The organism is Cupriavidus sp. H18C1, assembly GCF_049311595.1.
GTDB lineage: Bacteria > Pseudomonadota > Gammaproteobacteria > Burkholderiales > Burkholderiaceae > Cupriavidus > Cupriavidus cauae.
Map to the genome: position 1 here is coordinate 391,154 of NZ_CP186008.1, position 25,873 is coordinate 417,026.

The window sequence follows — 25,873 nt, forward strand, 5'->3', positions numbered from 1 at the left end:
TCAGTCCTTCGTGGCCAGCTTCAGCTCTTCCATCTCCTCTTCGACGTCCCCGTAGCGCTCGTCGCTGAGGCTGCCCCAGTAGCAGCGTTCCAGCCAGTCCTGGATCTTGTCGTCGGCAAGCCAGGCGATCAGCCCCGCGATCACGAACATCACAATGGCAATCACGATGCCCCAGCCGGTCATGCCGACATAAACGGCCCAGACCATCAGCAAGCCCACCGCCGCCGACAGTACGTAGAGACCGCCGACGACGACATTGCCCTCCGAGAATTCGAGCCGCGCCTGGTTCAGGTCCAGCACGGCGATGATGACGCCACCGACCGCGGTCGCCCGGCGCCCCAGGCTCTCGAGCATCTTGGCCAGCGACGCGTCCAGTGCGCGGCCGAACTGCAGGCCGAATGTGACGCGCGCCTTGGCGACCTTCGACACCAACTCGATGATGCCGCCCGCCACGCCGACGACCCCGCCGAGGATGCGCCCCCAGGTATCGGCGACCTTGTGGTTCATCGAATCGTCGCTGTCGCTCCACAGTTTGATCAGCAGGACGATATCGAGAACGGACGAGGCCGCGCCGACGCGCACATCGGTATTGATGACGCCCTTCCAGGCGCCGGGCAGGCGCATCAGCGCATACTGGTTCGGCAGCCGCAACGAGCGCGCCAACCATGCCGTACGCTGCGCCTTGGTCAGACCGGAAGGCATGCTCTTCAGATGACCGGGATCGACCAGCACCAGGAACGATTTGCTTGTCGTTCCCTCCATCGGCAGCCCATGCACCTCGAGGCGCCGCAGTTCCAGCTCGACCGGGTCATACAAGGCCCGGCGCGACGGCACATCGTGCCCCGCCTCGGCGCTCAGGTTGCGGATCTTGCGGATCAGCTCGCGGCGGAACGTCCGGTAGTCGCCCTGGACCTGCAGCGGCACCATCGCCTTCCTGGACAGCATGCCGAACAGAACGGCGATGCCCTTGATGGGACCATCGGCGGTCGCCTTGCTCAGCGCCCACGCCAACGGGCCGTTGATGCCGAGGATGAAATTGGCGATCAGGCACGAAGCCGTGCCCGGGTTCGACACGCGCTGGAAGGCAAAGTCGTAGACCTTGATCAGCGAAGGCCAGGACAGGTTCCACGGATCCACGCCGCTCGACGACGCCTTGGCGGCCGCCGCGAGCACGTCCTGCTGATTGAAGCCAAGCGCGCGCAGCAGCAGGTTCTTCTGGTCGTCGGGACTGCCCTCCAGCCATTTCTTGTACAGCTCGAAGCAGACCGGCTTGTCCTGCGTGTTCCCGATGCAAAGCATGACCGCGCCGGTATAGGCCTCGCCGCTACGCATATTCGTCTCGTCGTAGTTGCAGGCGAACACGTTGGCCATGGACTCGCTCTCCAGCCAGGCACGGTGCGCCCTGGCGAGCGGATCGATCGTCTTCTTGTTGAACCCGTCCAGTGCCCGGTCGAATGCCTTCTGGAAATCGTCGCGCGCCTTCTCGTCATAGCGCTTCGCGCCGGTCACCATGCGCGTCTCGTACTTGGTCCACGAGTTGCTGCGCGCCTGGTGCAGGCGTGCCTTGGGCACGTCGCGGTAGGCCTCGGCGATACTGCGATTGCGCGCCTTCTCGGGTTCCCCGAGCAGCCATTCGGCCAGCATCTTGCCGGCCGCCATGGTCTCCGGACCCGCACCGCCCGGAATCGGCATCGCGTGCGGATCCGCGGTTCCGTAGATCTCGACGTTCTGGGCGCTCTCCTCGGCCGTACGCATGACCTCGAGTTCGGCATGGTTGCCGATCGACTCGCGTATCGACATGATCGCCTGCGACACGGCCAGCTTGCGCGCGCGGTCGGGGTCCTCGTACAGGAAGTCCTCGTAGCACTGGTGCATCAGCGGGTCGAGGTCGGAGGCGATGCCGACCGGGTCCCACAATGCCGCAAGGGCCGGCCGATACGGGGCGGCGGCCGTCTCGGCCCATTTGAGCAGATCGGCCTCCTGCTCCTTGCAGGCGTTGAAGTCGTGCGGCGAGAAGCTGAAGGCAGGATATGCCTTGACCACGATGGTCGGCAGGGTGATCGCGTCCGGGTGGCTTTCCGACATGGGCGCCGCGGGCGTGTCCTCGACCGTCGCGCCCTCCGCACGGAACTCGGCCACCAGCTTGCTGGCGTCCGTCAGCGGGGCCACGTGCGGCAAGGCCGCGCCGCCCCCGCGCCATTTGTCGATATCGATCCGACGCATATGCTTCTCGCGCCAGGCCTGGCGCTTGTGCCGTTTCTTGACCTCCTCGGTCCACATCACGTCCGAGAAGCCCATCCAGACCGGTCCGGCGACATGGGCGTCCTTGACCGTGATGCAACGCGCGATCACCGCATCCTGCTTGTTGCTGCAGGTGAACTCGATGTCCTCGGGCAGCGGCGGCGCCGGGTCGTTGAAGTCGAATTCATACAAGTAGCCGGCCTCCGTCACGACGTAGGCGGACCACAGGCCGCGCTTCTCGTTGAAGACGTAGAGGTAACCTGCGCGGAGCAGCCGCAGCGTGTAGCGCGCCACGTCCTCGGGCAACGGGATGGCCGTCACCTTGTCCCCCGAACTGCGGATCCAGCACCGGCGGCACCGGCCCCAGCGGCCGGCCGCTCTTGCTCTTGCCGGTGCGGCCGATCGCGTAGCGGACGGGCAGGATCGGCAGGCCTTCCTTGTCGCAGAACGGGCATTTGGACGCTTCCTCGATGGCGGCTGCGTTCATGTCGCTTTTTCCCATAGTCGATCGTTGTCGTGCGTCCCGGTCGCAGGCGGAACGCCCAGCGGGTCATCGGTCAGTTCGGCACAGGCGCCGACGTAGCTCAGTTCGCCGGCCTTTGCCCTCGACAGTGCTGCCTTCAGGGCGGGATGCGCCTCCGGGCGGCCTTGCATCGCCACACACTGGACCGCGTAAAGCCGGCGGTCCGCTTCATCGCGCAAGCCGTGCCCTTGCGTGGCCTCGACCAGCGCGTCATCCAGCTGGCGGCCCAGCGAAACGGCGTCCGTGCACGGCCAACCGCTTCTGACCAGCGTTTGCAGGCAGCCGTTGACCAGGCCCACGCGACGCAGCGGCCCGATCTGCCTGGCCCGGACCCGCAGCGGCAGATGGGGATCGTGGCTCGACAGGCGCTGGCGCCGCTGTCCGGTCGGATCGACCCAATGCCACTGCGCCACCGGCCCCATCAGGGCGTCGAGTTGCGCGTCGTCGAGGATGCCGAGCAATTGCGTCATCACGCGCGGATCGGTGAAGCGCAGCAGAAAGCGGCCGCCGTCCGGCACGCTCAGCAGCTGCGCCGTACCGAGATGATGGGCAAGCCGTTCGGTCGAATGCTCGCTGACCAGGCAGGCGCTGAAATACGGGCGCCGGTAGTCCTCTTGCCAGCGCAACGCGGCATCGATCAGGCCGATTCTTGCCTGCCGATCCAGCTCCGCCAGCGCCAGCAGTGCCGGCATCAGGTGCGGCTGCACGTCGACGCCGCGAGGAAGCAACGGCGTCACCGGATACGCCGCCACGGCTTGCCGTCCCAGCTGCAGCGGGCTCAGCACGACGTGCGTGAAATCGTCCAGAAAGCGATGATGCAGATCGAACATCGCCATCAGCTCAATGGCACCAGCGCATCGCCGGCGGCTTCCGCGCCGCGCGTCTTGAACTCGCACAGCCCCAGGTCACCCTTGGCCAGCGAATTGCTAGCCTCGCCGCCGCCCGGTCCCACAAACCGATGCCCCGCCCCCTTGAACTCCACCTTGCCCGGCGCATGCAACTCAATCTTGCCGCCCAGCACGCGAATCTGCGCCCCGGCGGCGTTCAGCAGCACATGCTGCTTGCCCTCGACGGTGACATTGGCCTGCGTCGAGGCGATCGTCACCGTGCGCTCGGCGGCGTAGCGGCTGGCGCCGGTCAGGCTGGCGACTTCGACCTTGCCGGTGGCGGCGTGCAGGGCCATGCCGTTCGCGTCGCCGCCCTTCTGCGCGGCCTGCGTTCGCTGGCCACTCGATGCGGAGCCCGATCCGGAGCCCAATACCGAGCCCGATCCGGCGCCCGCCCCGGAACCAGATCCCGCCGATCCGCCCTGCCCATCGGTAAACAGGCTCAAGCCATCGGCCACCGCGACGGCCAGGTTGCCGCCGGCCGCCACATTGACATGCTCGCCCGCCACCAGCGTTGCATTGGTGCCAGCGACCAGCACCGCATCGGCCGGCGTCGACAGCGCCACGCCTTTCGGGCCCGACACGACCAGATGCGGCTCGCTGTAGGCGATCGCCGAGCCGCCGTCCTCTGCCTTGGCTTCGGTCCGCAACACTTCACCGCTGCGCTTCAGCGATTCGAGCGCCGGCAGCGTATCGGCGGCCGGCTCGCCTGGCAGCGCGGCCTTCTGCTTGGCCGCCTGCTGCGCCAGCGTGCGGGCGAGCTCCAGGCTGTCCTCGACCTGCGTCGCGGCCTGCTCGCTCTGCAGCAGCGGTTGCGTGACGCTGCCGTCCTCGGCGGCGATCAGCAGGCCGGAGCCGGCGCGGACGCTGCCGGAGGCGTCGGTGGCCAGCGCCGCGCCGTGGCCCAGATCGGCCTCGCGGGCGTTGTCGCGCTGGAACAGGTGGTGGCCCAGCGTCAGCGACGTCGCGGCCTGCGTGGTCGACAGCAGCGTGCGGCTCTGACCCTGGGTGTCGTCGAACACCAGCTGGTTGTAACCGCCGTTGCCGGTCTGGCTGGCGGACAGCGCCTGCGTCTTGATGCCGGACAGCACGGCGTTGTGCGCGTGCGCCTTGTCGTTCTTGCCCTCGCCGGCAAACCAGGCGGGCGCGTTGCCGGTCGCGTTCGCGGCGCCGGCCTGTTGCTTGTTGATCTGCGCGTCGGTCTCGCCGGCGCCGTTGTAGGCCGCGCCGACGACCACCGGGCGGTCGATATCGCCATTGACGAACTCCACCACCACTTCCTGGCCGACGCGCGGCAGCGCGACGCCGCCCCAGTTGTCGCCGGCCACCGGCGTGGCGACGCGCAACCAGCAGCCCAGCGCGGACTCGGCGCGGGCGTTGTCGTCGCCGGCGGGGTGGGACTGCCGGCTGGACGAACGCCCCCCGCGTTGCCAATGGAATTGGACCTTGATGCGGTGATCGCGGTCGGTGTGGACGGGCCCGCCATCGCCCACGACCAGCGCGGTCTGGCTGCCGCGCACGGTCGGCCGCGGATGCAGCAGGCGGCCGTCCTCGCCGCGCAGCGCCGGCCGGTATGGGACGCTCGCGCGCACGGCGGTGAAGCGGTTGCGGTATAGCGGCAGGGTTTCGTTGTCGCCCGCGGTGGCAAGGCCCGTCATTGCCAGCAAGGCCTGGCCGAAGCCCTCGTTGAAGTTGTTGCGCGCCTCGTGCGTGACCGACAGCACCACGAAGCGGCGGCCGTCTTCCTCGTCGCCATCGTGCTCGTAGTGGTCCAGCAGCGAGAACGCGGTGGCCGGCGCCAGCGTGCGGACCGTGCCGCCGCCATGGAAGGCCTTGTTGCGGACCTCGAGCGATTCCATCGCGATGCGTGCGATGCGCTGCGCCTGCTCGGCGTCCTCGAAGGCGTACTGGCCGACGTAGTCGGTGTCGGTCAGCGGGCTGGCCTGCTCGCCGTTGTCATGGTGCGTGCTCAGCGTCGCGCTGCGCAGCGAGGCGGTGCGATAGTCCCAGGTCGCCAGTTCGACCGCATTGGTCTGCCATTGCCGCTCACCCTGCCATTCGGTGATCACGTCCTCCGAGGCGGTGGCATCGGCGCGGCCGAAGCGGATGCTGGCCTGGGCGTTGTCCTTGAAGACATCGTTGCGATCGGCGATCACCATCCGATGCAAGCCGAGGGCATCGCCATCGGCCGCCTCGTGCTCGAAGTAGTAGAACAGCCCTTCCTCGGCCAGCAGCCGGGTCACAAAGTCGAAATCCGACTCGTCGTACTGCGTCACCACGCTGCGCTTGGGGTAGACCGCGGTGTCCGCCACCGCCCAGCGCCATTCCGGCACCAACTTGCCCTGCCCGCGGTAGTCGCCGAGCACGCTGTCGACGACCTCGATCACCGACATGTCCTGGAACAGGAAGCTGTCGCGGCGATGCCGCAGGAAGGCCAGCCACGGTTCGATCACGAGCCGGTAGCGCGCCAGGCCGCCATTGGCGCCGACGCGCTCGAACACCGTCACATGCCCGTGCAACGCGCGCGGCTTGTCGCGGCTGAGCTGCGTCAGCAGATCGATGCGGACCGGCTGCCCCAGCAAGGCGACCGGGTCCAGCCTGGCGTCGTCCGACAGCGCCGACAACTCGATGCGGAAGCCGCCGCCATCGAGCTGTTCGCGCGCGAGCAGACGCTCGGCAAGCAGCACGTCCTCGCCCAGCGGCGTGGCAAGCCGCAGCAGCCGGTCGTGCTGGCGGAAGGCGGCGCGCAGTTGCGCCGCCAGTTCATGCGCCATATCGGTCAGTACGCCCATCGCTGCCTCGACTGTGAGTGACGGAGTCAATTGATTTCAATGGATTTCAATTGACCTTGTAGCGGAAGCCGCCGTTCTTGTTGACGCCCACCTTGATCTTCTGGATCGCCTCGCCCTGCGCCATCTTCGCCAGCACCGACTGCGCGATCTCGGGCAGCAGCGTGCCGTTCAGGATATGGTCGACCGCGCGCGCGCCGGTATCGACTTCGGTGCAGCGCTGCAGCACGGCCTCGGTCACGGCCGCTTCCCATTCGAACGCCGCGCGGTGGTTCTGCTGCACGCGCTCGCCGATGCGGCGCAGCTTCAGCTCGATGATCTCGGCCAGCGTGTCGTCGCTGATCGGGTAGTACGGCACCACCTTGGTCCGGCCGATAAAGGCGGGCTTGAAGGTCTTGTACAGCGTCGGGCGCAGCGCCTCGGTCAGCGCGTCGGCATCCGGCAGTTCCTCGGCGGACTTGTTCAGGCACGCCTGCATGATCGAGGCCGAGCCCGCGTTCGAGGTCAGGATGATGATGGTGTTGCGGAAGTCGATGGTCCGGCCCTCGGCGTCCTCCATCCAGCCCTTGTCGAAGACCTGGAAGAACATCTCGAGCACGTCCGGATGCGCCTTCTCGATTTCGTCGAGCAGCACCACGCTGTACGGGTTGCGACGCACCGCCTCGGTCAGCACCCCGCCCTCTCCGTAGCCGACATAGCCCGGCGGCGAGCCCTTGAGCCCGGAGACGCTGTGGGCCTCCTGGTACTCGCTCATATTGATGGTGATCAGCTTGCGCTCGCCGCCGTACAGGATGTCGGCCAGCGCCAGCGCGGTCTCTGTCTTGCCGACGCCGGATGGGCCGACGAACAGGAACACCCCGCGCGGCTTGTGCGGGTCTTCCAGATTGGCCGCCGCGGTACGCACGCGCTGCGCCACCGCTTCGAGCGCGTGCGGCTGGCCGACCACGCGTTCCTCGAGCAGCGGCTTCAGGTTCATCACCGTATGCAGTTCGTCCTTGACCATGCGGCCCAGCGGAATGCCGGTCCAGGCCGAGACGATCTCGGACACGACCTGGCCGTCGACCTGGATCGGCACCAGCGGCTTTTCGCCCTGCAGTTGGCGCAGTTCGTCCTTCAGACGCGACAGTTCGTCGGTGGGCGCGATCGGGGCGGCCGGGGTGGCGGTCTTGCGGCGGCGGCCGGCGGGGGGCGATATCGCTGTTGGCGGCCACCGGTTCGGCCTCCTCGGTGGCGATATCGACCGTGTCGGCGCCGGTGTCGCCAACCGCGACCGCATCGCCCGCACGCGCGTCGCGCGAACGCAGCAGTGCGACGATCCGCTCGACCAGCTCGCGCTCGCGTGCAAGCCGTTCGTTGCCGGCGGCAATGCGCTCGCGCAGCGCCTGCTCCTGCTTTTGCAACTCGGCCAGCCTCGCCTGGTGCTGTCCGCCGGTCGACAGCTCGCGTTGCAGCGCGCCGATCTCGACGGTCAGGCGCTCCAGCGCCTTCTGGTCCTGCTCGATCTCGGCGGGCGTCGCGCTCTGGGCCAGCGCCACCTTGGCGCAGGCGGTGTCGAGCACGCTGACGGCCTTGTCCGGCAACTGCCGGCCGCTGATATAGCGGTGCGACAGCCGCACCGCCTCGGTGATCGCCTCATCCAGCACGCGGACGTCGAAGTGCCGCTCCATCAGGCCGACCATGCCGCGCAGCATCGCCGACGCCAGCGCCTCGTCCGGCTCCTCGACCTTGACGACCTGGAAGCGCCGCGCCAGCGCGGCATCCTTCTCGAAGTACTTCTTATATTCGGCCCAGGTCGTCGCCGCGATCGTACGCAGTTCGCCGCGCGCCAGCGCCGGCTTCAGCAGATTGGCCGCGTCGTTCTGGCCGGCCTGTCCGCCCGCGCCGATGATCGTGTGAGCCTCGTCGATGAACAGGATGATCGGCTGCGGGCTGCGCTTGACCTCGTCGATCACGTTGCGCAGCCGGTTCTCGAACTCGCCCTTGACGCTGGCGCCGGCCTGCAGCAGGCCCATGTCCAGCGTACGCAGCGCGACGCCGCGCAGCGGCGGCGGCACGTCGTCGGCGGCAATGCGCAATGCCAGCCCTTCGACCACCGCGGTCTTGCCGACCCCCGCCTCGCCGGTCAGGATCGGGTTGTTCTGGCGGCGGCGCATCAGGATGTCGATCATCTGGCGGATCTCGGCGTCGCGGCCGATCACCGGATCGATGCGGCCGTCGCGCGCCGCCGCGGTCAGGTCGAGGGGTGTACTGGTCGAGCGCCGGGGTCTTCGACAGCGCGCCCTGCCCGGAAGGCTCCTCGGCCGGCGCGGCGCCCGCGTCCGCGAAGGCCACCGCCTGCTCGGCCTCTTCCGAGCCCTTGGTCAATGCGGCCAGTTCATGCTTGAGGCGTTCGACCGGGAATTGGCCAAAGCGCCGGGAGCCGCGCTCGGCCAGCGGCGCCAGGCTCGGCTCGGTCAGCAGCGCCAGCAGCAGATGGCCCGAGCGGATGCGCGTGGTCTGCGAATCCAGCGAGGCGATCAGCCAGGCATGCTCGAACAGCTTGGGCAGCCAAGGCGAGAACGCCGGCGTGCGGCCATTGCCGGTCTGGAAGCGGCCGAGCTCCCTGTCGAGGTCGCTCTGCAACGCGGCAGGATCGATGCCGCTGGCCCGCGCCGCGACCGACACGTCGCTGCGCGGATTCTCCAGCAGCGCCAGGAACAGATGCTCCAGGTCGACCTCATAGTGGCCGCGCGCCATGCATAGCGAGGCGGCCCGTTCGGCGGCCTGCCGGCTGGTGGCATTGAGCTTGGCGATCAGCGTCTTCAAGGGGGGTGGCCATGATGGCTCGGCTCCGGTCTATCAATGAATGGGCGACAGCGTGTAATGCGCGTCGCTGCGATCCTGCGTGGCGGGTCGCGAAACGAGGAAGGTGTCCCAGCCGACGTGGCCGCTGCCCGCGGCGCCGAGCCGGGACCCGGTCACGTCCTGCCGGCGCAGGATCGGCTTGACTTCATATTCGAGCGTGGCGCCGCCGAGCACGGTCAGCATCTTGCGCAGCGCCAGCGCGCCCTCGGCGCCGGGCAGGAAGGCGCGGTACTGCTCGCGCGCCAGCGGACCGATCCACACGCGCACCCGCAGGTCGCGCTGCCAGACGCGCTGGCCGGCCAGCGCGGTGGCACCGAGCACGTTGTTGACGCCGCCCAGGCGCGACCACTGCGATGGCGGCACCCGATACCAGCCGCCGACGAACTGCTCGACGCGGACGGGCACGCGGAAATAATCGGACAGCACCTGCTGCAGATACGACGCCGACATCGGCCGATGGCGCACCGCGGTCGCATAGCCGGCGACCGCCTCGTCGTGGATGGTCCCCGGCGTCTCGCGCAGGCCGCGGCGGACGCCCGCATCGGCCACGCCGGCCAGCGACAGCAGCAGCGGCAGGTAGTGGCGCGTGCGGTCGACCTCGTGCTGGAACGGCAGCCGGTACTTCTTCCACGCCAGATAGAAGAGCGCGGCGGCGCGGTTCGAGAAGATATCGAAGAAAGCGCGCGCGGCGCCGTCGCGGCGCAGGGTTTCGCGCTCGGCCACCACTTCGGTGTAATGCAGCGGCAGCGCGCCCTGCCCGCCCAGCATGCCAAAGAAGGCCGGCGTCACCGCCACGTCGTCGAGCGGACGCTCGGCGATCGCCTCGGCGAAGGCCGCATCGCTGTCGAGCGCCTGCTGCGCGATGCCGCCGGCCTCGGCCTGCACGATCTCGCTGGCGGGAAACGACAGCGACAGCGCATTGGGAAAGCGCACGCGCGTGGCGAGCTGGTGTTCGGGGGTGTCGGCGACACGGGCGACGGCATTGCCGTTCGCGGCGCCGTACGCCGCGCCGTTTGCGCGATTCGCCACGCCGTTCGCCGAGCCGTTCGCTGTGCCGGTCGCCACGCCATGCATGCCGCCATTGGCACCGCCCTGCGCCCTGCCCTGACGCGCGAACTGGATCTGCAGCAGCCGCACTGCCTGGAAGAACTGGAAGCGATACGGCTGCCGCAGCAGCCGGCGTATCACACCAGGATCGATTCGCCGCTTCGGGGGAGCGCATTGGATCAATTCCTTGCCGGTGCGGCGCGAGACGGCGACGAGCTGCACAAAGCTGTTCAGATGGACGTAAAGGCCGAAGAAATGGTCCATCACGCGGATGAAGCGGTGCAGGCCGGTGCCGACGAAGGCTTCCTCGTCCAGCGTCAGGCGGACCTGCAGGCCGCGCACGAACGTTGCAAACGGCTTGCCCGCCAGCCATTGCGTGCTGGGCTGATAATCCAGGCCGACGATGCCCTCGATCTGGCGCGCCGAGATGCCGCTGCGGGCCAGGTCGTGCAGCCGCAGCATCTCCTTGAGCGCCGGCAGACCGTCCTGCACCAGCGACAGGTGGTTCAGCGCCAGCAGCGAGATCAGGCGCCATTGCGCCGCGCGGCCGCCGGGCAGCCGCAGCGACGGCGTCGGCTTGCGCAGGAACGTGATCTGGCGCGCGATCGACGTGCCTTCCATGGTCAGGTCGCCGTCGGCATGGCCGAACGACAGGCTGGCCGGCAGATCGCGATTGGTGCAGGTGACGTCGATGCTCAGCGTATCGGTCTGCGGCTGCGCCGGATCGAAATCCAGGTCGACGATCGAGATCTCGGTCTCGTAGCCCGGGCTGCGGCGCGCCACCAGCTCGTCGCGGCGCGCCAGCCAGAAGTGGCCCGCGCGGTTCGGATCGTCGGCGTGATGCAGCGAATAGAACGGCCGGAACTCGATCACGTCGTTGCCGTTGGCGGTCTCGCGCACCAGGTGGACGCGGTCGATCGAATAGATGTCGTAGCCGTGCGCACGGCGGCCGTCGGCCACCACCGGATAGGCGCTGGCCGTATGCTCGATGCGGATCGGATCGGCCTTCTGCGCGAACAGGTTGACCACCGGCGTGCAATGCAGCCGCAGATGCTCGGCCTGCAGGCTCTCCAGCAGGCGCGCGGTGTGCGAGTCGCTGCGGATGTCCGTCATCACCAGATGCAGCTGCAGGCGTCGGGTGTTGCCGCCCGCCAGCCCCAGCGCACGGCGCAGCGCCGCCAGGTCGATGTCGACGAAATTGAATTTCTCGGCGAAGGCGAAATGCTCGCTGAGCAGGCGATAGGCCGGATGCGAGCGCGCCGGCGTGTCGATCAACGCTTCGTTGGCGGCAAAGCCCACCTCGCGCAGCGGCACGCCGGACAGCCGCTGCCAGACGCCGGGCCGTGGTCCCTCCAGATACGCCGCCGCGGTATGCAGGAACAGCGCGTCGCCGAGCGCAGCGACGAAGGACGGCTCGCCGTCCAGATAGACGCGCAGCGTATCGAGCGCCAGCGTGTCGAAGCCGCCCCGCTCGCCCTGGTATTCGAGCGAAATGGTGAGCGCCCCGGTCGCGCCCTTGGGCAGCACGGTGGCGGCCGGCGCCACCGCCGCGCCCCGATAGCTGGCCTCGGCGATGCGGACCGGGGGCGAACGTCACGTCGTAGGCGGTACGGAAGCGGCATTCGACCCGGTTGACCGGGCGGGTGCTCAGCATCGTGCCGCGCGGCACCGTCATCGGCGCGGACAATTGCGCGGCCGCGCCACGGACATCGAAATGCGCGATCGAGCAGGACGGAAACGGCCGCAGGTAATGCGGATACATGACCTCCAGCAGCGCTTCGGTCAGTTCCGGGTAGTCGTCGTCGAGTTTCTTGCTGATGCGCGCCGTCAGGAAGGCGAAGGACTCGACCATCCGCTCGACGTGCGGATCGTCGCAACCGTCGGCCGACATGGCGAGCCGCCCGGCGATCTTGGGATATCGCTCGGCGAAGTCGCGCGAATACCGGCGCAGATACGCCAGTTCACGCTCGTAGTAAGGCAGTAGCTCTTCCATGGCTGCTCGGCGGTCGGTGCGTGGCGGTGGCGGATGGGATCGGCTCGGGCATGGAGGCTGGCATGAACGAGGGCGTCGAGCCCGTCAATGTCCCGGCCATGCGCGTGCCCGCCCTGTCAGGTTCGTCCGCGCGTCACCGAGTACTGCAGCGTCGACGGCTGCAGCAACGCATCGAAACTGACCGGCTCCCGCGCCGGCCCGACCAGCAGCATGGCGGTAATGCCGAAGCACAACGCATTGGTGTTGCGCTCGCTGACATCCAGCGACACGGTGACATTGCGCAGCCGCGGCTCGTGGCGCTCGATGGCCTTGGTCAGCGACTGGCAGATGTAATTGCGGTCGTAGTAGCTGGCCAGACTGAGCCCGGCGAAATCGTTGAGCCCGTACGTCAGCAGCGAACGCTTGCACTCCGGCAGGCCGCCCAACTGCGCTTCGTCGATCACGATGCGCGTATTGAGCAGCGCCTCGATGTCGCGCGCGACCGTCGACTTCAGCTCCTCGAGCGTCAGCTGCCGCATCGCGGTGGGCAGCGGCGCGTGGGGCTCGTCGTCGAACAGCTTGTCGAGCAGACTCGGTTCGAAACCTTTCATGGCAAGCGCCGGCACCCCGGCAATAGGCGCGTTGTCGCGCCGAATCGCCAGGATGCCGGCATCCGCATCAACCGATCATCGGCTGACCAGGAACGGCATCAGACCGAGTAGGTCTTGTCGTTCTTGGTCAGGCTCCAGGCGCCCTGCGAGTTGCCGCCCTGGTTGCCGCCGATCTTCTGCTGGGTGTACTTCCACTGCACCGCGGCGTACTTCAGCGAGAACTTGTCGGTCGGCAGGCCTTCGGCCGCGACCTTCGCGTCCACCGCGCCCAGGATCGCGTTCTTCAGCTTGATTTCCAGGTACTTGACGCGCTTGCCTTCGCCGTCGGCGCGCATGAAGTCGATCGTGACCTCGTCGAAGGTCGTGCCGCCCGACGCGTGCTGATACAGCAGCGGGCTCACCACGTCCATGTCCTTGGTAAAGATCATTTCGCCGTGCTCGCAGCGCTCGGCGGTGTGACCGCCCGCGGTCGAAGCGGTCGCCGAACGCGGCTGCTTGATGTTGTGCTCCCAGCTGAGGACTTCGATCCAGTCCTTGTGGTCCTTGTCCTGGGATTCACCCTTGATGGCGGGATTACCGAACTTGACGTAGATATCCTTCATGAGACCCTCGTTGAGATTGTGGCTTTGTTTTCGCCTGATAAGTACTGCTGCCTCGACCGACGGACGCCGGCACGAACGCCGGCGCCCGACGGCAGCCGGTTACGAGTTGGCGGCCTGCGGCAGGTCGGCGACCAGACGCAGCGAAATCGACAGCTCGTCGAGTTGGAAATGCGGACGCAGGAAGGCTACCGAACGGTAAGCGCCGGGCTTGCCCGGGATTTCGGAAACCTGGATCGACGCTTCGCGCAGCGGGAACTGCGCCTTCTGTTCCTGGCTGGCGTTGTCGTCCAGCAGAACGTATTGCGAGATCCAGCGGTTCAGGAAACTTTCGACGTTCTGGGCCGAAGCGAAGCTGCCGATCTTGTCGCGCATCATCGCCTTCAGGTAATGGGCGACACGCGAGACCGAGAAGATGTACTGCAGCTGGGCCGACAGCACCGCGTTGGCATTGGCGCTGTCTGTGTTGTACTTCTTCGGCTTCTGCACCGATTGCGCGGCGAAGAAGGCCGCGTAGTCGGAATTCTTGCAATGGACCAGCGGGATGAAGCCCAGGTCGCTGAGCTCCTTCTCGCGGCGATCGGTGATCGCGATCTCGGTCGGGCACTTGAGCGCAATCTCGCCGTCGTCGGTCTTGAAGGTGTGAGTCGGCAGGTCTTCCACCAGGCCGCCACCCTCGACGCCGCGGATCGCCGCGCACCAGCCGAAGTCCTCGAACGCGGCGGTCAGGCGCGCGCCGAAGGCCCAGGCGGCGTTGCACCACAGGTACTTGCTGTGGTCGGTGCCATCGACGTCCTCAACGAAGTTGAAGCCCTCGACCGTGGTGCCGTCCTTCGGGTTGTACGGCAGGCGGCCCAGGAAGCGCGGCATCGTCAGGCCGACATAACGCGAATCCTCGGATTCGCGGAACGACTTCCACTTGGCGTATTCGACCGTATCGAACACCTTGGCGAGGTCGCGCGGCTTGCCCAGGTCGGCGAACGACTCCAGGCCGAACAGCTCCGGCGAGGCCGAGGCGATGAACGGCGCGTGCGCGGCCGAGGCGACGTGCGACATCTGCTCGATGAAGTAGATGTCTTCCGGCTGGCGCGTGATTTCATAGTCGCCGATCAGCGCGCCGAACGGTGCGCCGCCGAAGGTGCCGAACTCTTCCTCGTAGACCTTCTTGAACAGCGCGCTCTGGTCGAAATCGATCGCGGTCTTGAAGTCGCGCACCAGGTCGCGCTTGGTCGCGTTCAGCGCCTTGATCTTGATCATCGTGCCGGTCTGCGTTTCCTTGACCAGGTACGACAGGCCGCGCCAGGTGCTTTCCAGTTTCTGGAATTCCGGGGCGTGCATCACGGCGCTCAGCTGCGCCGAGATCAGCCGGTCCAGCTCCGCCACGCGGGCATCGAGCGTGGCCGACAGGTTGTCCGACACCACCACGGTGCCGTCCAGCACTTCCTTGACCAGTTCGCCGATGATGTCCTTGGCGCGCGCGTGTTCGGCGTCGGACTTGGCGACACGGCTCTGCTCGACGATCTCGTCGAGCAGGCTGGCATTGGCGACGGGCGCCGCCTGCGCGGCGACTGCGGCTTGCGTCTCAGGCATCCTGACCACCCTTCGGTTCATTGCCGCCATGGCCGAGCTGCTGCAGCTTCTCGGTATTGGTCAGCACTTCGCTAAGCAGATCTTCGAGCTTGTCGTTGCCGGCAAGCTTGTTGCGCAGGTCGGCCAGCTTCGAACGGGCCTCGAGCAGCTTGCGCAGCGGCTCGATCTGGTCGACCACCGCTTCCGGGCTGAAGTCGTCGAGCGAGCGGAACTTCAGGTCGACCCCGAACTTGCCGCCGTCCTCGGACAGCTTGTTGGGGACCTGGAAGGCCGCGCGCGGCTCGACCGCCGACATCACGTCGTCGAAATTGTCCCGATCGATATTGACGAACTTGCGGTCGCGCAACTTCGGCAGCGCGACTTCGGACTGACCGGACAGGTCCGCCACCACGCCGACGACGAAGGGCAATTCCTTCTGCTCGATGGCGTCGCCCTTCTCGACGTCATAGGTGAGCTGCACCCGGGGCGGACGCACCTTCTGCAGACGCTTTTGCACGCTTTCCTTCTTGGCCATGCGGATTCTCCGGTTGTTCCGGTCGTGTGTTTGTCGGGAAGTCGGGACGTTTGTGACGTTCGGGACTTGGGCGCCGGAGCGCCGGTCAGCGCAGCGCGCCGAACGGATCGGCGGAACCACCGCCGGCATTGGCGGCGGCCGGCGCGGCCGCCGGAGCAGCCTGCTCGGCCGGCGCGGCCTTGGCGCGCGGCGCCGGACGGGCGACCGGACGCTTGCGCACCGGCGGCTTCGCCTTTTCCTCGGGGGAACAGCACCTGCTCACCCAGCGTTTCGCGCAGCATCTTGGCCAGGACCTGCGCGTCGGTGCGCACGTCCCCGGCCAGCGCGCTGTCGTCGCGCAATTCCATCACCGAGCGGCGGGCCACGCGCAGGCCGCTGACGGCCAGGATGCTCTTGGCCTTGCGATCGTTGCCGTCGCGCTGCAGCGCCTCTTCGGCGGCCAGGATCGCCTGCGGATACTTTTCGTCGGCGTACTGGATCTGCGCGATCTGCGACCACGGCTCCTGGCGCGCGGGATTCGTCTTCGCGATCTCTTCGTACAGGCTCACCGCCTGCTCACGCTGGCCGCCCTTCAATGCCGCGTCGGCCTGCGCCATGCTTTGCGCGAATGCCTCCTCCGATTGCGGACCCGTCGTGCTCCCAGTGGAGGCGCAACCGGAAAACAATGCGGCGGCACCAATGGCAATTGCAAAAGATCGTGAAAAGCGAAAAGGGATCATGGCTCTGACCGTCGCGTGGCTTTGTTGTTGACGTATTGTTCGATGCCGTCTCCGCAATGGATAAAACAAGGCGGAGTAATAGATTGGCAAGCAATATTGGCCCAATCGGCGCGCAATAGTACACTCTGCGCGTCGCGGCTGACAACCATACCGAGGGTAGGTTCCAAACCGTGAATTAAATGAAACTGAACTCTGGTTTTCATGCGGCAATGCACCGTTGTGCAAGCCTTTTCATAACGCTGCAACCAGTCGCCAGGGTCGCGCGCCGCATAGCACAGGCCAATAAGAAGAATCCAATTTGTATGACTTTTTTACAATTCTTTATAAATCCACGGACGGTGCTGGCCGGACTGGCCGTCGTCACGCTGGCGTCATGCTCAGTTGGTACGCAGGTGCTGGCCGGCGCGGCCGGTGGAGCGCTGGAGGCGCTCGGAATCAAGCCTACCAACGTACCGGATGCGCAAAAGCCGCCGCGGCAGGTACCATTGCGGCTTTATGCCGGCAATAACCTGAATGCGGCCAATGACAATCGGGCGGCGGCATTGGTGGTGCGGGTTTTACACCTTAAAGGAATCGACCGCCTTTATGCAGGCGCCCTTCGACGCCTTTGTCGATCCGGCGCGGGAAAAACAGGTGCTGGGCTCCGAATTGGTCAATGTTCGCGAAATCACGCTGATTCCGGGACAGCGTTATGACGTGATGGAGAAAGTCTCGCGCGAAGCAGGTGCGATCGGGGTGGTCGCCTTGTTCCGCAGTCCGGCGCCGCAGCGCTGGAAATTCGCCTTCGATGCAGCAAAGGGAGAGAAGTCCGGTATCACGATCGGCCTGCACGCCTGCGCCATGACGCTGACGGCGGGCGAACCGCTGACGCCCAGCGATGGCGTGCCGCGGTCCTCGTTGAACCTGCTGTCGCCGACCAGTTGCCGGGCGTGAGACCGCAGCCATGATGGCGATCCATTGCCGGCCGCCTGGCCAATTGGAAAAGAAAGACAACAAGGCTTATTGTGAGTGATTCCGCCAAGATCCTCTGGGGCGAAGGGCTATTCCTTCGCCCGCAGCATTTCCAGCAGCAGGACGCCTATCACGAGGCGCGCCTGCACGCCACCGCGCAGGCGATCCAGCCCTACGCCTGGGGGGTGCGCCATGCCCGCTTCGATACCGACGCGCTCGCCAGCGGCATGCTGCGCATCAGCGAACTGTCGCTGTTCTTTCCCGATGGCGAATGGTATTGCGCGCCGCAATCGGACGAATTGCCGGCCCCGCTAGCCCTGGCCAATCTGCCGGCCGGCGTTTCCGAATCGACCTTCCATCTCGCGCTCTATCCTTTGCGCGATTTCGGCGGCAATTACCGCGAGGCCACCGAGGGCTCGCCCTCTTCCCCGCTTCGTCGGCCAGCAGCGCGATACCGCGGACCTCTTTACCGAGGCCGAGCCGGCGTCCATTACCTATCTGAAAAAGGCGGTCAAGCTGATCGCCGATTCCGAGCCGCGCGACCAATATATTTCGCTGCCGATCGTCCGCGTGCGCCGCACGGCCACCGGCGGCTTCGAACTCGACGAGAACTTCGTGGCGCCGAGCCTGGCGATCAATGCCTCGGCGGTGCTGTACCAACGGCTGCGCCGGCTGCTCGATGCCTTGCAGGCCAAGGTCAATGCGCTGTACGGCTTTCATCGCGAGCCGACCAAGAACATCATCGAATTCCGCTCCGGCGATATCGCGTCGTTCTGGCTGCTGCATACGGCCAATGCCTCGTTCGCCGCGCTGTCGCACCTGTACCACCATCCCGAGGTCCATCCCGAACGGCTGTTCCAGGAATTGCTGCGGCTCGCCGGCGCGTTGATGACCTTCTCCAAGTCGTACTCGCTGGCCGACCTGCCGGTCTACGACCACGGCAATCCGGGCAAGGTCTTCGCGCAACTCGACACGATGGTGCGCGAGCTGCTCGATACCGTCATTTCCACGCGCTATTTCGCCATTGCGCTCGACGAATCGCGGCCATCCTTCCATCTGGGCCGGCTGGACTCCGGCAAGATCGACGACAAGACCCGCTTCTACCTGTCCGTCTCGGCCGATATGCCGACCGTCGAACTGGTCGACGCGATTCCGGCGCGCTTCAAGGTCGGGGCGCCCGACGATGTCGACAAGCTGGTGCTGTCGTCGATGCCGGGCGTGCCGCTGACCTATACGCCGCAGGTGCCGCCGGCCATTCCGGTGCGTCCGGGGGCCTGCTACTTCGCCGTCGAGGCGCGCGGGCCGCTGTACGAACGCATGCTGCAGGCGGGCACGATCACCATCTATACGCCGGCCGGTATCCGGGAACTTCAACTTGAACTGATCGCGGTGACCTCATGAGCTCCACTTCGATGCCCTCGCTGTTTGGCGATGCCCCGGCCGGCACGGCCAGCACCTTCGCCGATGGCGGCGACGCCTCGCGCCACGCGCGCACGCTGCTCGATCTGCTGTACGACGGCTTCTTCATGCTGTTCCTGCTGCGCAATGGCCAGCCGCCGGACAGCGCCGAGAATTTCCTCGCCAAGGTGCGCGGCTTTCTCGACGAGTTCGACCGCGGGGCCAAACGCCTGCACGTGTCGGCGGACGATGTCTTCGATGCCAAGTACGCGTTCTGCGCGGCGATCGACGAGACCATCCTCGCATCGGACTTCGCGATCCGCGCCGATTGGGAACGCCGCCCGCTGCAACTGGTGCTGTTCGGCGAGCAGCTTGCCGGCGAGACCTTCTTCACCAAGCTCGAGGCACTGCGCGCGCAGGGCGCCCCGCGGCTGCAGGCGCTGGAAGTCTTCCACATGTGCCTGCTGCTGGGATTCCGCGGTAAATACATTCTCGAAGGACCGGAGAAGCTTTCCTACCTGACCGCGCGGCTCGGCGACGAGATCGCGGCAATCAAGGGCAAGCGCGCGCCGTTCGCCCCGCACTGGCCGCTGCCCGACAAGATCGCGCACACGCTCAAGCGCGAGACGCCGCTGTGGATCTTCGGCGCCGTGTTCGCGCTGATCGCGCTGCTGGGATATCTCGGCCTGTCGTCGGTGCTGAACAAGCAGACCAACGATGCGATGCAGGAGTACTCGCAGGTGATCAAGCTCGGCCCGCGCTTCTCGCATCTGACGATTTCCCTGCCGTAAGGCCAACGTCCATCGATCATCGGGTGGCCGTGCGCCGACCAAGCCCGACGCCGGACGCCAACCACCACTCGCCAAGGTAGCCATGATGCCCACCACGTCGCTGCCGTCGGCCGTACTTGCCACGCTGCTCGGCCAGGGCACAAGGCAGATCGCGCTCGACACACCGCTTCGCGATGCGAATCTGATCGTCGAGCGCTTTACCGCGATCGAAGCGGTCTCGCGGCCCTTCGCCATCGAGATCGACTGCCTGTCGCCGTCCGCGCATCTCGATACCGTCGAGCTGGCGCGGCAGGAGATCACGCTGCGGCTGATGCTGGCCGATGGCCGCTACCGCGCCTGGCATGGCTTCGTCGTCGATTGCGCGGCAATGGGCGGAGACGGCGGACTGGCCCGTTACCGGCTCACCGTCGCGCCGTGGCTCGAACGCCTGCGCGGCCGCGTCGACTGCTACGTCTACCAGGACAAGACCGCGCAGGAGATCGTCGAGGAGGTCTTCCGCGACTATCCGGCCGCCAACTTCCAGTTCACCGTCTCGCAACCGCTGCGCCGCCGCTCGATCTGCGCCCAGTATCGCGAGAGCGATTTCGACTTCGTGCAGCGGCTGCTGGCCGAGGAAGGCCTGTCGTATCGCTTCGAACACCTGCAGGGCGAGGACGACAAGCCAGAAGGCAGCCAGGCGCGCCATCGTCTGGTGGTGTTCGACAACGATGCCGAACGGCCGCCCTGCCCTCAGTCAAGCATCCGCTTCCATCGGGCCGACATGACCGAGGAGTCGGACACGATGACGGTCTGGTCGACGCGGCACAGTGTCGGATCCAACGCGGTCACCGTCTCGTCCTGGGACTACAAGACGCTGACCGCCGCCTCGGCGCAGGCCAATGCCACTTCGGTGCCGGGCGAATGGCCGGCCCTCGAATCGTTCGATGCCCAGGGCCCCTATCGCTATCCCGATGCGGCGACCGCCGACCGGGCGGCGCAACTGCGCATGCAGGCCGAGGAAAGCGGCTTTGTTCGCTTCGACGGCGCCGGTACCGTGCGTCAGCTGGGCGCCGGCCAGCGCTTTGCCCTGACCGAACACTTTGCCGGTGACGGCGACGAATTCGTCGCGCTGTCGGTGCGCCACGAGGCCGCCAACAACCTCGGCACCGATGTCGCCAGGCTGCTCGGCACCACCGAGGTCGAGGCCGGCGGCTATCGCAATACGCTCGAAGCGGTGCGCGCCGATGCCCCGATCGTGCCGCGATTCCGCGCCAAGCCGACCGCGCCGGAAGGCCAGACCGCCATCGTGATCGCCGAGGGCGAGATGCCCCTGCACACCGATCGCGATCATCGCGTACGCGTTCGCTTTCCGTGGCTGCGGGCGCCTGCGCCGGCAGACCAGACGGGCAACGCGGGCCAAGCTGCCGCCTTCGCCGATCCCGCTTCCGATGACCTGACACAGGTCACCGCCTGGGTGCGCGTCGCCGGCGCCATGGCCGGTCCCAACTGGGGCACCCACCACCTGCCGCGCGTCGGCACCGAACTGCTGCTGACCTTCCTCGACGGCGACATCGACCGGCCGCTGGCCGCGATGCAGCTGCACAACGAGCAGGACACCCCGCCCTGGGCCAACGACGACAAGCCGCTCGCTTCCGTGCTGTCCGGTTGGCACACGCGCGGCCTGGGCGGCGACGGCTACAACCAGTGGGTCGTCGACGACTTCAAGGGCCGGCTGCGCATGCGGCTGGCCAGCTCCGCGGCGCAGACCCAGCTGAACCTCGGCTATCTGGTCGCCCAAGGTCCGCAGGACGCGCAACGCGGCCCATGGCGCGGCACGGGTGCCGAACTGCGCAGCGATGCGTGGGCGACGGTGCGCGCCGGCCAGGGTCTGCTGCTGTCGACCACGGCGCGGCCTCGCGCCACCGGCACCGTGATGGGCATGGCCGAGGCGATCGCGCTGCTCAAGGGCGCGCAACGCACCGCCGACCGCTTGTCAACCGCCGCGCAGACGCAGACCGCCCTGCCCCTGGCCGCCAACGCCGTCTTCGAGCCGCTGCTGACGATGGTCGAGCCGGAGCAGGATGGTCACTACACCGACACCGTCAACGGCCAGGACGCCAAGCAGCCGGACGGCAAGCCGGTTGAGCGATTTGCCGAGCCGCTGCTGGTGGCGGAGGCCCCCACTTCCATCGCCGTGTCGAGCCAAGAGACCACCGCCGTCTATTCAGGCCGACATCTGCATGGGACCGTGCAATCGGACTGGCAGCTGACCGCCGGCAAGACCATTGCGATGGCTGCTGCGCAAGGCGTTTCGCTGTTCGTGCAGCGCAACGGCCTGAAGGCCGTTGCCGCCAACGGACCGTTGTCGGTGCAGGCGCATGGCGGCGCGATGTCGATTCTGGCGGACAAGGAAGTGGTGGTGACTTCGTCAAACGAGGCGGTCGAGATTCTGGCGAAGAACACCGTCGTGCTGCATGGAGCGGATTCGGCGATACGGCTGGAAGGGAATGCGATTACCTTCGAGACGCCGGGGATGTTTGAGGTTAAGGGGGCTGGCCATCCGTTTAGTGGTGGGGCTGGAAATGCCGCTAGCCTCGCCGCGCTGCCCACCGGCGCCACCGCGCTCGACCATTGGATCGAAATCGATCACCGCGACGTTGACGGTGAGCCCTTCGAAGGTCAAGCCTACAAGATTCACTTCGAGGACGGTCAAATCATCTCGGGCAAGCTCGATGCCGCCGGTCATGCCCGCCACGACGGTGTACCGCCTAACGCCGTCCGCGTCGAATACGAAATACCCTCCCCCCGGCGAAGACGAGCCGTGGGATCCCATCGCCAAACTGATTCAAGCCTCTCGCTCCAAGCTCGGATAAAAGAACAATGTGGGAAGAACTTGAGAACGCGCTTGCGTGGTTCAAAAGCGCACCATCCGACTGGGTAAAGAGCGGCAAGCAGAATCTCGCTGCGGCGGCCGAGTGGATCTGGACCGTGATCCAGGGCGATTTCGCCGACGAGCAATCCACCGCGCAAGTGGCAACGGGGACGGTCATCTCGATGATTCCCTTCGTCGATCAGCTTTGCGACGTGCGAGACGTGGTCGCCAACTGCCGCAAGATCAATCAGGACACCTCGAACAAATGGGCCTGGATCGGGCTGATCCTGACCCTCATCGGGCTGTTTCCCGTGCTGGGCTCGCTGGCAAAAGGCTGCTGCAAGATTTTGTTTGCATATGGACGGAAGTCCGTATTCCGCGCCGGCAAGGCCGCGCTGGACTCCAACTTCTGGAAGGCTAGCAAACCGTTCGTGGAGGCCGGTATCCAGACCCTCAACCGCCATCTGAAAACGCCCGCGGTACGGCGCGCACTCAAGGTCGCAAAAATTGCCAACCCCTATAAGTGGTTGGCGGGCAAGGTGAGGGAAGTCATCGGCAAGCTCAACGCGCGGGAGCTGACCGCCGCCTTCGACAAGGTGATGGTGGCATTCAAGTACTTTGTCGACCTGATCAAGCGCTGGGGCACGGACGCCATGGGTTCGCGCGCGGGTCAATTGTTAGCCAGCGTGCAGCGCATTCGCCAGATGCTGACCAGCAAGCTGGACGAGTTGCTAGGGCCGGTGATCGATTGGCTCAACCGGCTCGCGCGCCGGCTGGAAATCGAAGGCGACATGCTGTATCGCGCCAACGTGGACGCGGTGAATCCCCACAAATATCAATGGCTAAAGCCGGATGACGAGGCGAGATTGCTCGATGGGCATCCGCCGAAGTGGGTGGATAAGACTGGCAAACTCCCCTATCAGCCGATGACGCGCTTCCGCCCTGTTGCGGGCTGGCCGGACCTGAATCCGACGGTTAAACCTGGGGAACGCCACCCTCTGAAGACGGCGTATAACACCTTCCACCGTGCCCGTAATGTCACCATCAGGCCCGGCGAGGTGCTGTATCGTGTTGTGGACCCCTCCTCCGCAGATAACAGCATCTGCTGGATGCGAAAGGAAGAATTCCTGAAGCTGAAGAGCCGCAGCGATTGGCGCCGCCGCTTTGCAGTCTGGCGCCATTGGAACCGAAACGGGGAGTACATCACGTACACCGTGCCTCCCGGTGCGGGGCTGAACGTATGGGAAGGGCCGGCCGCCAGTCAAAGCCTGGCAGGACATCCGCAGTACGTACTGGAAGGCGGTGCGAACCAGATCGTCCTCGATCCGAAACACCTGCATCCGGAATACCTCAGCAAGCGCAAAGCGACGGGCTGGGGCTATACCGATTTCCCCGGTGAAACCGATCAATTCCTCGGGTTGCCGAAGCTCACCAATAACGTGAATCCGAACCTTCTTCCGGACAACCACCCCATGAGAGGCAAAAAGTGAGCACCCCGCTCTACCCCCAGGAGATCTACCTGCTGGAGCGCTATAGCTCGGTCGAGTATTTCGATGCCATGCGCCGCGCATGGGAAGCCATGCTCGATCATATCGAGGACTGCATGGCACGCTTTATGACGCAGTTGCCTCCCGATTACCGCAGTCGTCCGCAGCCGCTGCAACCGGATATCGTCTGGGGGGCAGCGCGTCATTCCAAATTTCCGCAACACTTCGCTGGTGTTGGACGACGGTTTTATCAAACTCACGCACGGCGACGCCCAAGGACTTTTTGCTGCATCCGGCATCGTGGAAGGTGTACGGGGACAACGCGACTTTTCAGCCGACTGGATGGACGAAGTCACCCCGGGTGCTGCGGCACGCTATGAAGCTCTCCTCTACGCCGCCCATGACTACGCCATCAATGTCAGCACGACGGCTCAAGCCGGTTGGGTGACGACGGTCCTGTCCACCGATTACTCGGACCAATTTCAGGGCCCGTTAAATCCCCCCAGCAACTTGGCCGCGTTACCAGTTGGACAGTGCCGTTCGAGTGTCGAGCGATGATGCTGTTCCTGAATCCGGCGTCTATCTTCCCGATGTGGACGATTCGTGCGCACAGTTTCTGATTGCTGGAAGTCAAGCTCCGGACGCCCCGGTTGGCTTCGATGGACAACAATATGTTTCGAAGACTGCAGCCCTTTGGACCCGCGTCCGTCGCGTGGAAGGGCAAACCGTAGCCGACGGCCTGACCGATCTGACAGCCTCGACGGAGGTTCGACAGTCTGCCCGTGTGCCTGGCGGCGACGTATGCCCAAGCAGCGGATGGTGGTTCACACCATCGAAGTCCGATTCCCGGCGGTATTTCAAGCAGGGGGGAAGTATTTCCGATTGTGGAAGGAAGCGAGTATGGCGCGACCTTCTGGCAGTGGGATATCGATCAGACTCAGCCGAAGTTGTAAACGCTCACCTCGGATCGACGTGCCATACCGATTCAGCAAGTCCATCTTCGGAACGCTCGCGCCCTCAAATTTTGCCAGTGATAGCGTCCATGCCGCTCCAAATCGCTTCGGCACTTGAAGTTGTACGCTCGTGAAGTCCCCACATGTTGCGTTCAGCACCGTTTCTGTTTAGCGGGCGACGCCGATCGGCGATTCACACGCACATTCTTGTATTTTTTGGGCTGCCCCTCTCAATAATACGTCCCAAGCACAAAACCTCTATGAAGAGGGAAACAGAGTTCGACACCATTCCTCTACGGCCTCGCTTCCTTTTTCCAGCACCTTCTTGGGTGCGACGACCTTCCGATTTTTTTAATATATCCCATACACCTGGATAAGCGTTAGGTCCGCAATCTATCTCACCATTTGGTGATACATAGCGCCCATCCAATGATATCCTCCCTCTAGCCCGCGATTCGTCATACGAAAAACCAAATCTTTGGAGCTGGTTTAAAGAAAGGGATTCCACATACGATCCAGGTATCGTGGTCAGATTTCGAGAAGTTCCCACACGAGCCACCGTAGCAAGAAAACTAAGTGGCGAGGTCGATATTGGATCAATAGCAAGATAAACACGCTTTCTTATGTTTATATCGGCCAATGTTCCAACGGTGCTAGGAATACTACTCCTCCGTGGTCTCACCTTGTCGCAGGAAAACAAGTCTTTTGTCGGAATATATTCCGTATCCGACACAATAAGGGCATCCCCATCTGAAGATGGCTGCGCACGCGTCGCCGAGAATCCTAACGGGCAAACGTGCTTGTTCCTTTCATCTACCTGTATAGCGACCTCTCGACCATCGGCCTCAAGCGTAAACTGGGGGTGAGGTGGCGCCTTACCTTCCGAATGAGCAATAGAGGTAAAAGATAAAATGACCAACCCAATAATTCGCAAGATCACAATAGCACCTCTTTTGCGCGTCGCGAATATTGCAAACGTCTCACTTCATCAATGTAGCCGCCGTTGATGGCGTAAGTTACGCGTCGCGAAATTTGCTGCTCAGCAGCACGCTCAGCTTGTGTATTTGCTTCCACGCGCCTGTCGGCATCAATAGTTCTAATAACAT

The 25,873-nt window shown here is 65.3% G+C and carries 13 protein-coding genes and 5 pseudogenes; 6 read left to right on the plus strand and 12 right to left on the minus strand.

What is annotated here, in order from left to right; translation table 11 throughout:
- The 11 genes and pseudogenes from OJJOAM_RS01940 to OJJOAM_RS01990 all read right to left on the minus strand — a co-directional run bounded on the left by OJJOAM_RS01940 (position 1) and on the right by OJJOAM_RS01990 (position 16,336).
- The gene (locus tag OJJOAM_RS01940; RefSeq protein WP_422648724.1) at positions 1-2,562 is read right to left on the minus strand and encodes a T6SS effector BTH_I2691 family protein; all 2,562 of its coding nucleotides are present in this window, start codon (positions 2,560-2,562) and stop codon (positions 1-3) included.
- A 162-nt stretch (positions 2,563-2,724) separates the two neighbouring features.
- Positions 2,725-3,594, minus strand: coding sequence for a DUF4123 domain-containing protein (locus OJJOAM_RS01945; protein WP_422648725.1), 870 nt, complete (start codon positions 3,592-3,594; stop codon positions 2,725-2,727).
- 5 nt (positions 3,595-3,599) lie between these two features.
- Positions 3,600-6,443, minus strand: coding sequence for a type VI secretion system Vgr family protein (locus tag OJJOAM_RS01950; protein ID WP_422648726.1), 2,844 nt, complete (start codon positions 6,441-6,443; stop codon positions 3,600-3,602).
- A gap of 46 nt (positions 6,444-6,489) precedes the next feature.
- Positions 6,490-9,245 (minus strand): annotated as a pseudogene (gene tssH, locus OJJOAM_RS01955) (type VI secretion system ATPase TssH).
- Positions 9,246-9,278: 33 nt separating this feature from the next.
- A complete protein-coding gene (gene tssG / locus OJJOAM_RS01960) occupies positions 9,279-10,472 on the minus strand; it encodes a type VI secretion system baseplate subunit TssG (protein ID WP_422649465.1) in 1,194 nt (397 codons plus the stop codon).
- Positions 10,469-12,324 (minus strand): annotated as a pseudogene (gene tssF / locus OJJOAM_RS01965) (type VI secretion system baseplate subunit TssF). The gene tssG and the pseudogene tssF overlap by 4 nt, the downstream one beginning before the upstream one ends.
- A gap of 116 nt (positions 12,325-12,440) precedes the next feature.
- Positions 12,441-12,914 (minus strand): type VI secretion system baseplate subunit TssE, encoded by a 474-nt coding sequence (gene tssE, locus OJJOAM_RS01970; RefSeq protein WP_149318824.1) that lies wholly within the window; start codon positions 12,912-12,914, stop codon positions 12,441-12,443.
- A gap of 98 nt (positions 12,915-13,012) precedes the next feature.
- The gene (locus OJJOAM_RS01975; protein ID WP_006577978.1) at positions 13,013-13,516 is read right to left on the minus strand and encodes an Hcp family type VI secretion system effector; all 504 of its coding nucleotides are present in this window, start codon (positions 13,514-13,516) and stop codon (positions 13,013-13,015) included.
- A gap of 99 nt (positions 13,517-13,615) precedes the next feature.
- Entirely contained in the window at positions 13,616-15,103 is a 1,488-nt protein-coding gene (gene tssC / locus OJJOAM_RS01980; RefSeq protein WP_149318825.1) for a type VI secretion system contractile sheath large subunit, read from the minus strand.
- Positions 15,096-15,617, minus strand: a complete 522-nt coding sequence (gene tssB, locus OJJOAM_RS01985) for a type VI secretion system contractile sheath small subunit (protein WP_149318826.1) — start codon at positions 15,615-15,617, stop codon at positions 15,096-15,098. Before tssB ends, tssC begins: the two co-directional genes overlap by 8 nt.
- Positions 15,618-15,702: 85 nt before the next feature.
- Positions 15,703-16,336 (minus strand): annotated as a pseudogene (locus OJJOAM_RS01990) (hypothetical protein).
- A gap of 302 nt (positions 16,337-16,638) precedes the next feature.
- Between OJJOAM_RS01990 and tssJ the strand changes: the two are divergent.
- The 6 genes and pseudogenes from tssJ (at position 16,639) to OJJOAM_RS02020 (ending at position 24,372) form a co-directional block, all read left to right on the plus strand.
- Positions 16,639-17,269, plus strand: a pseudogene (tssJ, locus tag OJJOAM_RS01995) (type VI secretion system lipoprotein TssJ).
- A gap of 71 nt (positions 17,270-17,340) precedes the next feature.
- Positions 17,341-18,688, plus strand: a pseudogene (tssK, locus tag OJJOAM_RS02000) (type VI secretion system baseplate subunit TssK).
- Positions 18,685-19,476 carry a type IVB secretion system protein IcmH/DotU gene (icmH, locus tag OJJOAM_RS02005; RefSeq protein WP_149318828.1) on the plus strand — a complete coding sequence of 264 codons (792 nt, stop codon included), beginning with the start codon at positions 18,685-18,687 and terminating at the stop codon, positions 19,474-19,476. Before tssK ends, icmH begins: the two are co-directional and overlap by 4 nt.
- Before the next feature lie 82 nt (positions 19,477-19,558).
- A complete protein-coding gene (locus tag OJJOAM_RS02010; RefSeq protein ID WP_422648727.1) occupies positions 19,559-22,396 on the plus strand; it encodes a type VI secretion system Vgr family protein in 2,838 nt (945 codons plus the stop codon).
- Positions 22,336-23,817 carry a hypothetical protein gene (locus OJJOAM_RS02015; protein WP_422648728.1) on the plus strand — a complete coding sequence of 494 codons (1,482 nt, stop codon included), beginning with the start codon at positions 22,336-22,338 and terminating at the stop codon, positions 23,815-23,817. The genes OJJOAM_RS02010 and OJJOAM_RS02015 overlap by 61 nt, the downstream gene beginning before the upstream one ends.
- Before the next feature lie 228 nt (positions 23,818-24,045).
- Positions 24,046-24,372: a hypothetical protein gene (locus tag OJJOAM_RS02020; protein ID WP_422648729.1), complete on the plus strand. Its 327-nt coding sequence runs from the start codon at positions 24,046-24,048 to the stop codon at positions 24,370-24,372.
- Between the two features lie 1,331 nt (positions 24,373-25,703).
- Here OJJOAM_RS02020 and OJJOAM_RS02025 read toward each other — a convergent pair.
- Positions 25,704-25,841 (minus strand): hypothetical protein, encoded by a 138-nt coding sequence (locus tag OJJOAM_RS02025; RefSeq protein WP_422648730.1) that lies wholly within the window; start codon positions 25,839-25,841, stop codon positions 25,704-25,706.
- Positions 25,842-25,873: the final 32 nt, after the last annotated feature.

Coding starts and splice junctions, on each gene's coding strand:
- OJJOAM_RS01945 (WP_422648725.1), bottom strand. CDS start 3,594: ATGTTCGATCTGCATCATCGCTTTCTGGACGATTTCACGCACGTCGTG.
- OJJOAM_RS01950 (WP_422648726.1), bottom strand. CDS start 6,443: ATGGGCGTACTGACCGATATGGCGCATGAACTGGCGGCGCAACTGCGC.
- tssE (WP_149318824.1), bottom strand. CDS start 12,914: ATGAAAGGTTTCGAACCGAGTCTGCTCGACAAGCTGTTCGACGACGAG.
- OJJOAM_RS01975 (WP_006577978.1), bottom strand. CDS start 13,516: ATGAAGGATATCTACGTCAAGTTCGGTAATCCCGCCATCAAGGGTGAA.
- tssC (WP_149318825.1), bottom strand. CDS start 15,103: ATGCCTGAGACGCAAGCCGCAGTCGCCGCGCAGGCGGCGCCCGTCGCC.
- tssB (WP_149318826.1), bottom strand. CDS start 15,617: ATGGCCAAGAAGGAAAGCGTGCAAAAGCGTCTGCAGAAGGTGCGTCCG.
- icmH (WP_149318828.1), top strand. CDS start 18,685: ATGAGCTCCACTTCGATGCCCTCGCTGTTTGGCGATGCCCCGGCCGGC.
- OJJOAM_RS02010 (WP_422648727.1), top strand. CDS start 19,559: ATGATGCCCACCACGTCGCTGCCGTCGGCCGTACTTGCCACGCTGCTC.
- OJJOAM_RS02015 (WP_422648728.1), top strand. CDS start 22,336: ATGTGGGAAGAACTTGAGAACGCGCTTGCGTGGTTCAAAAGCGCACCA.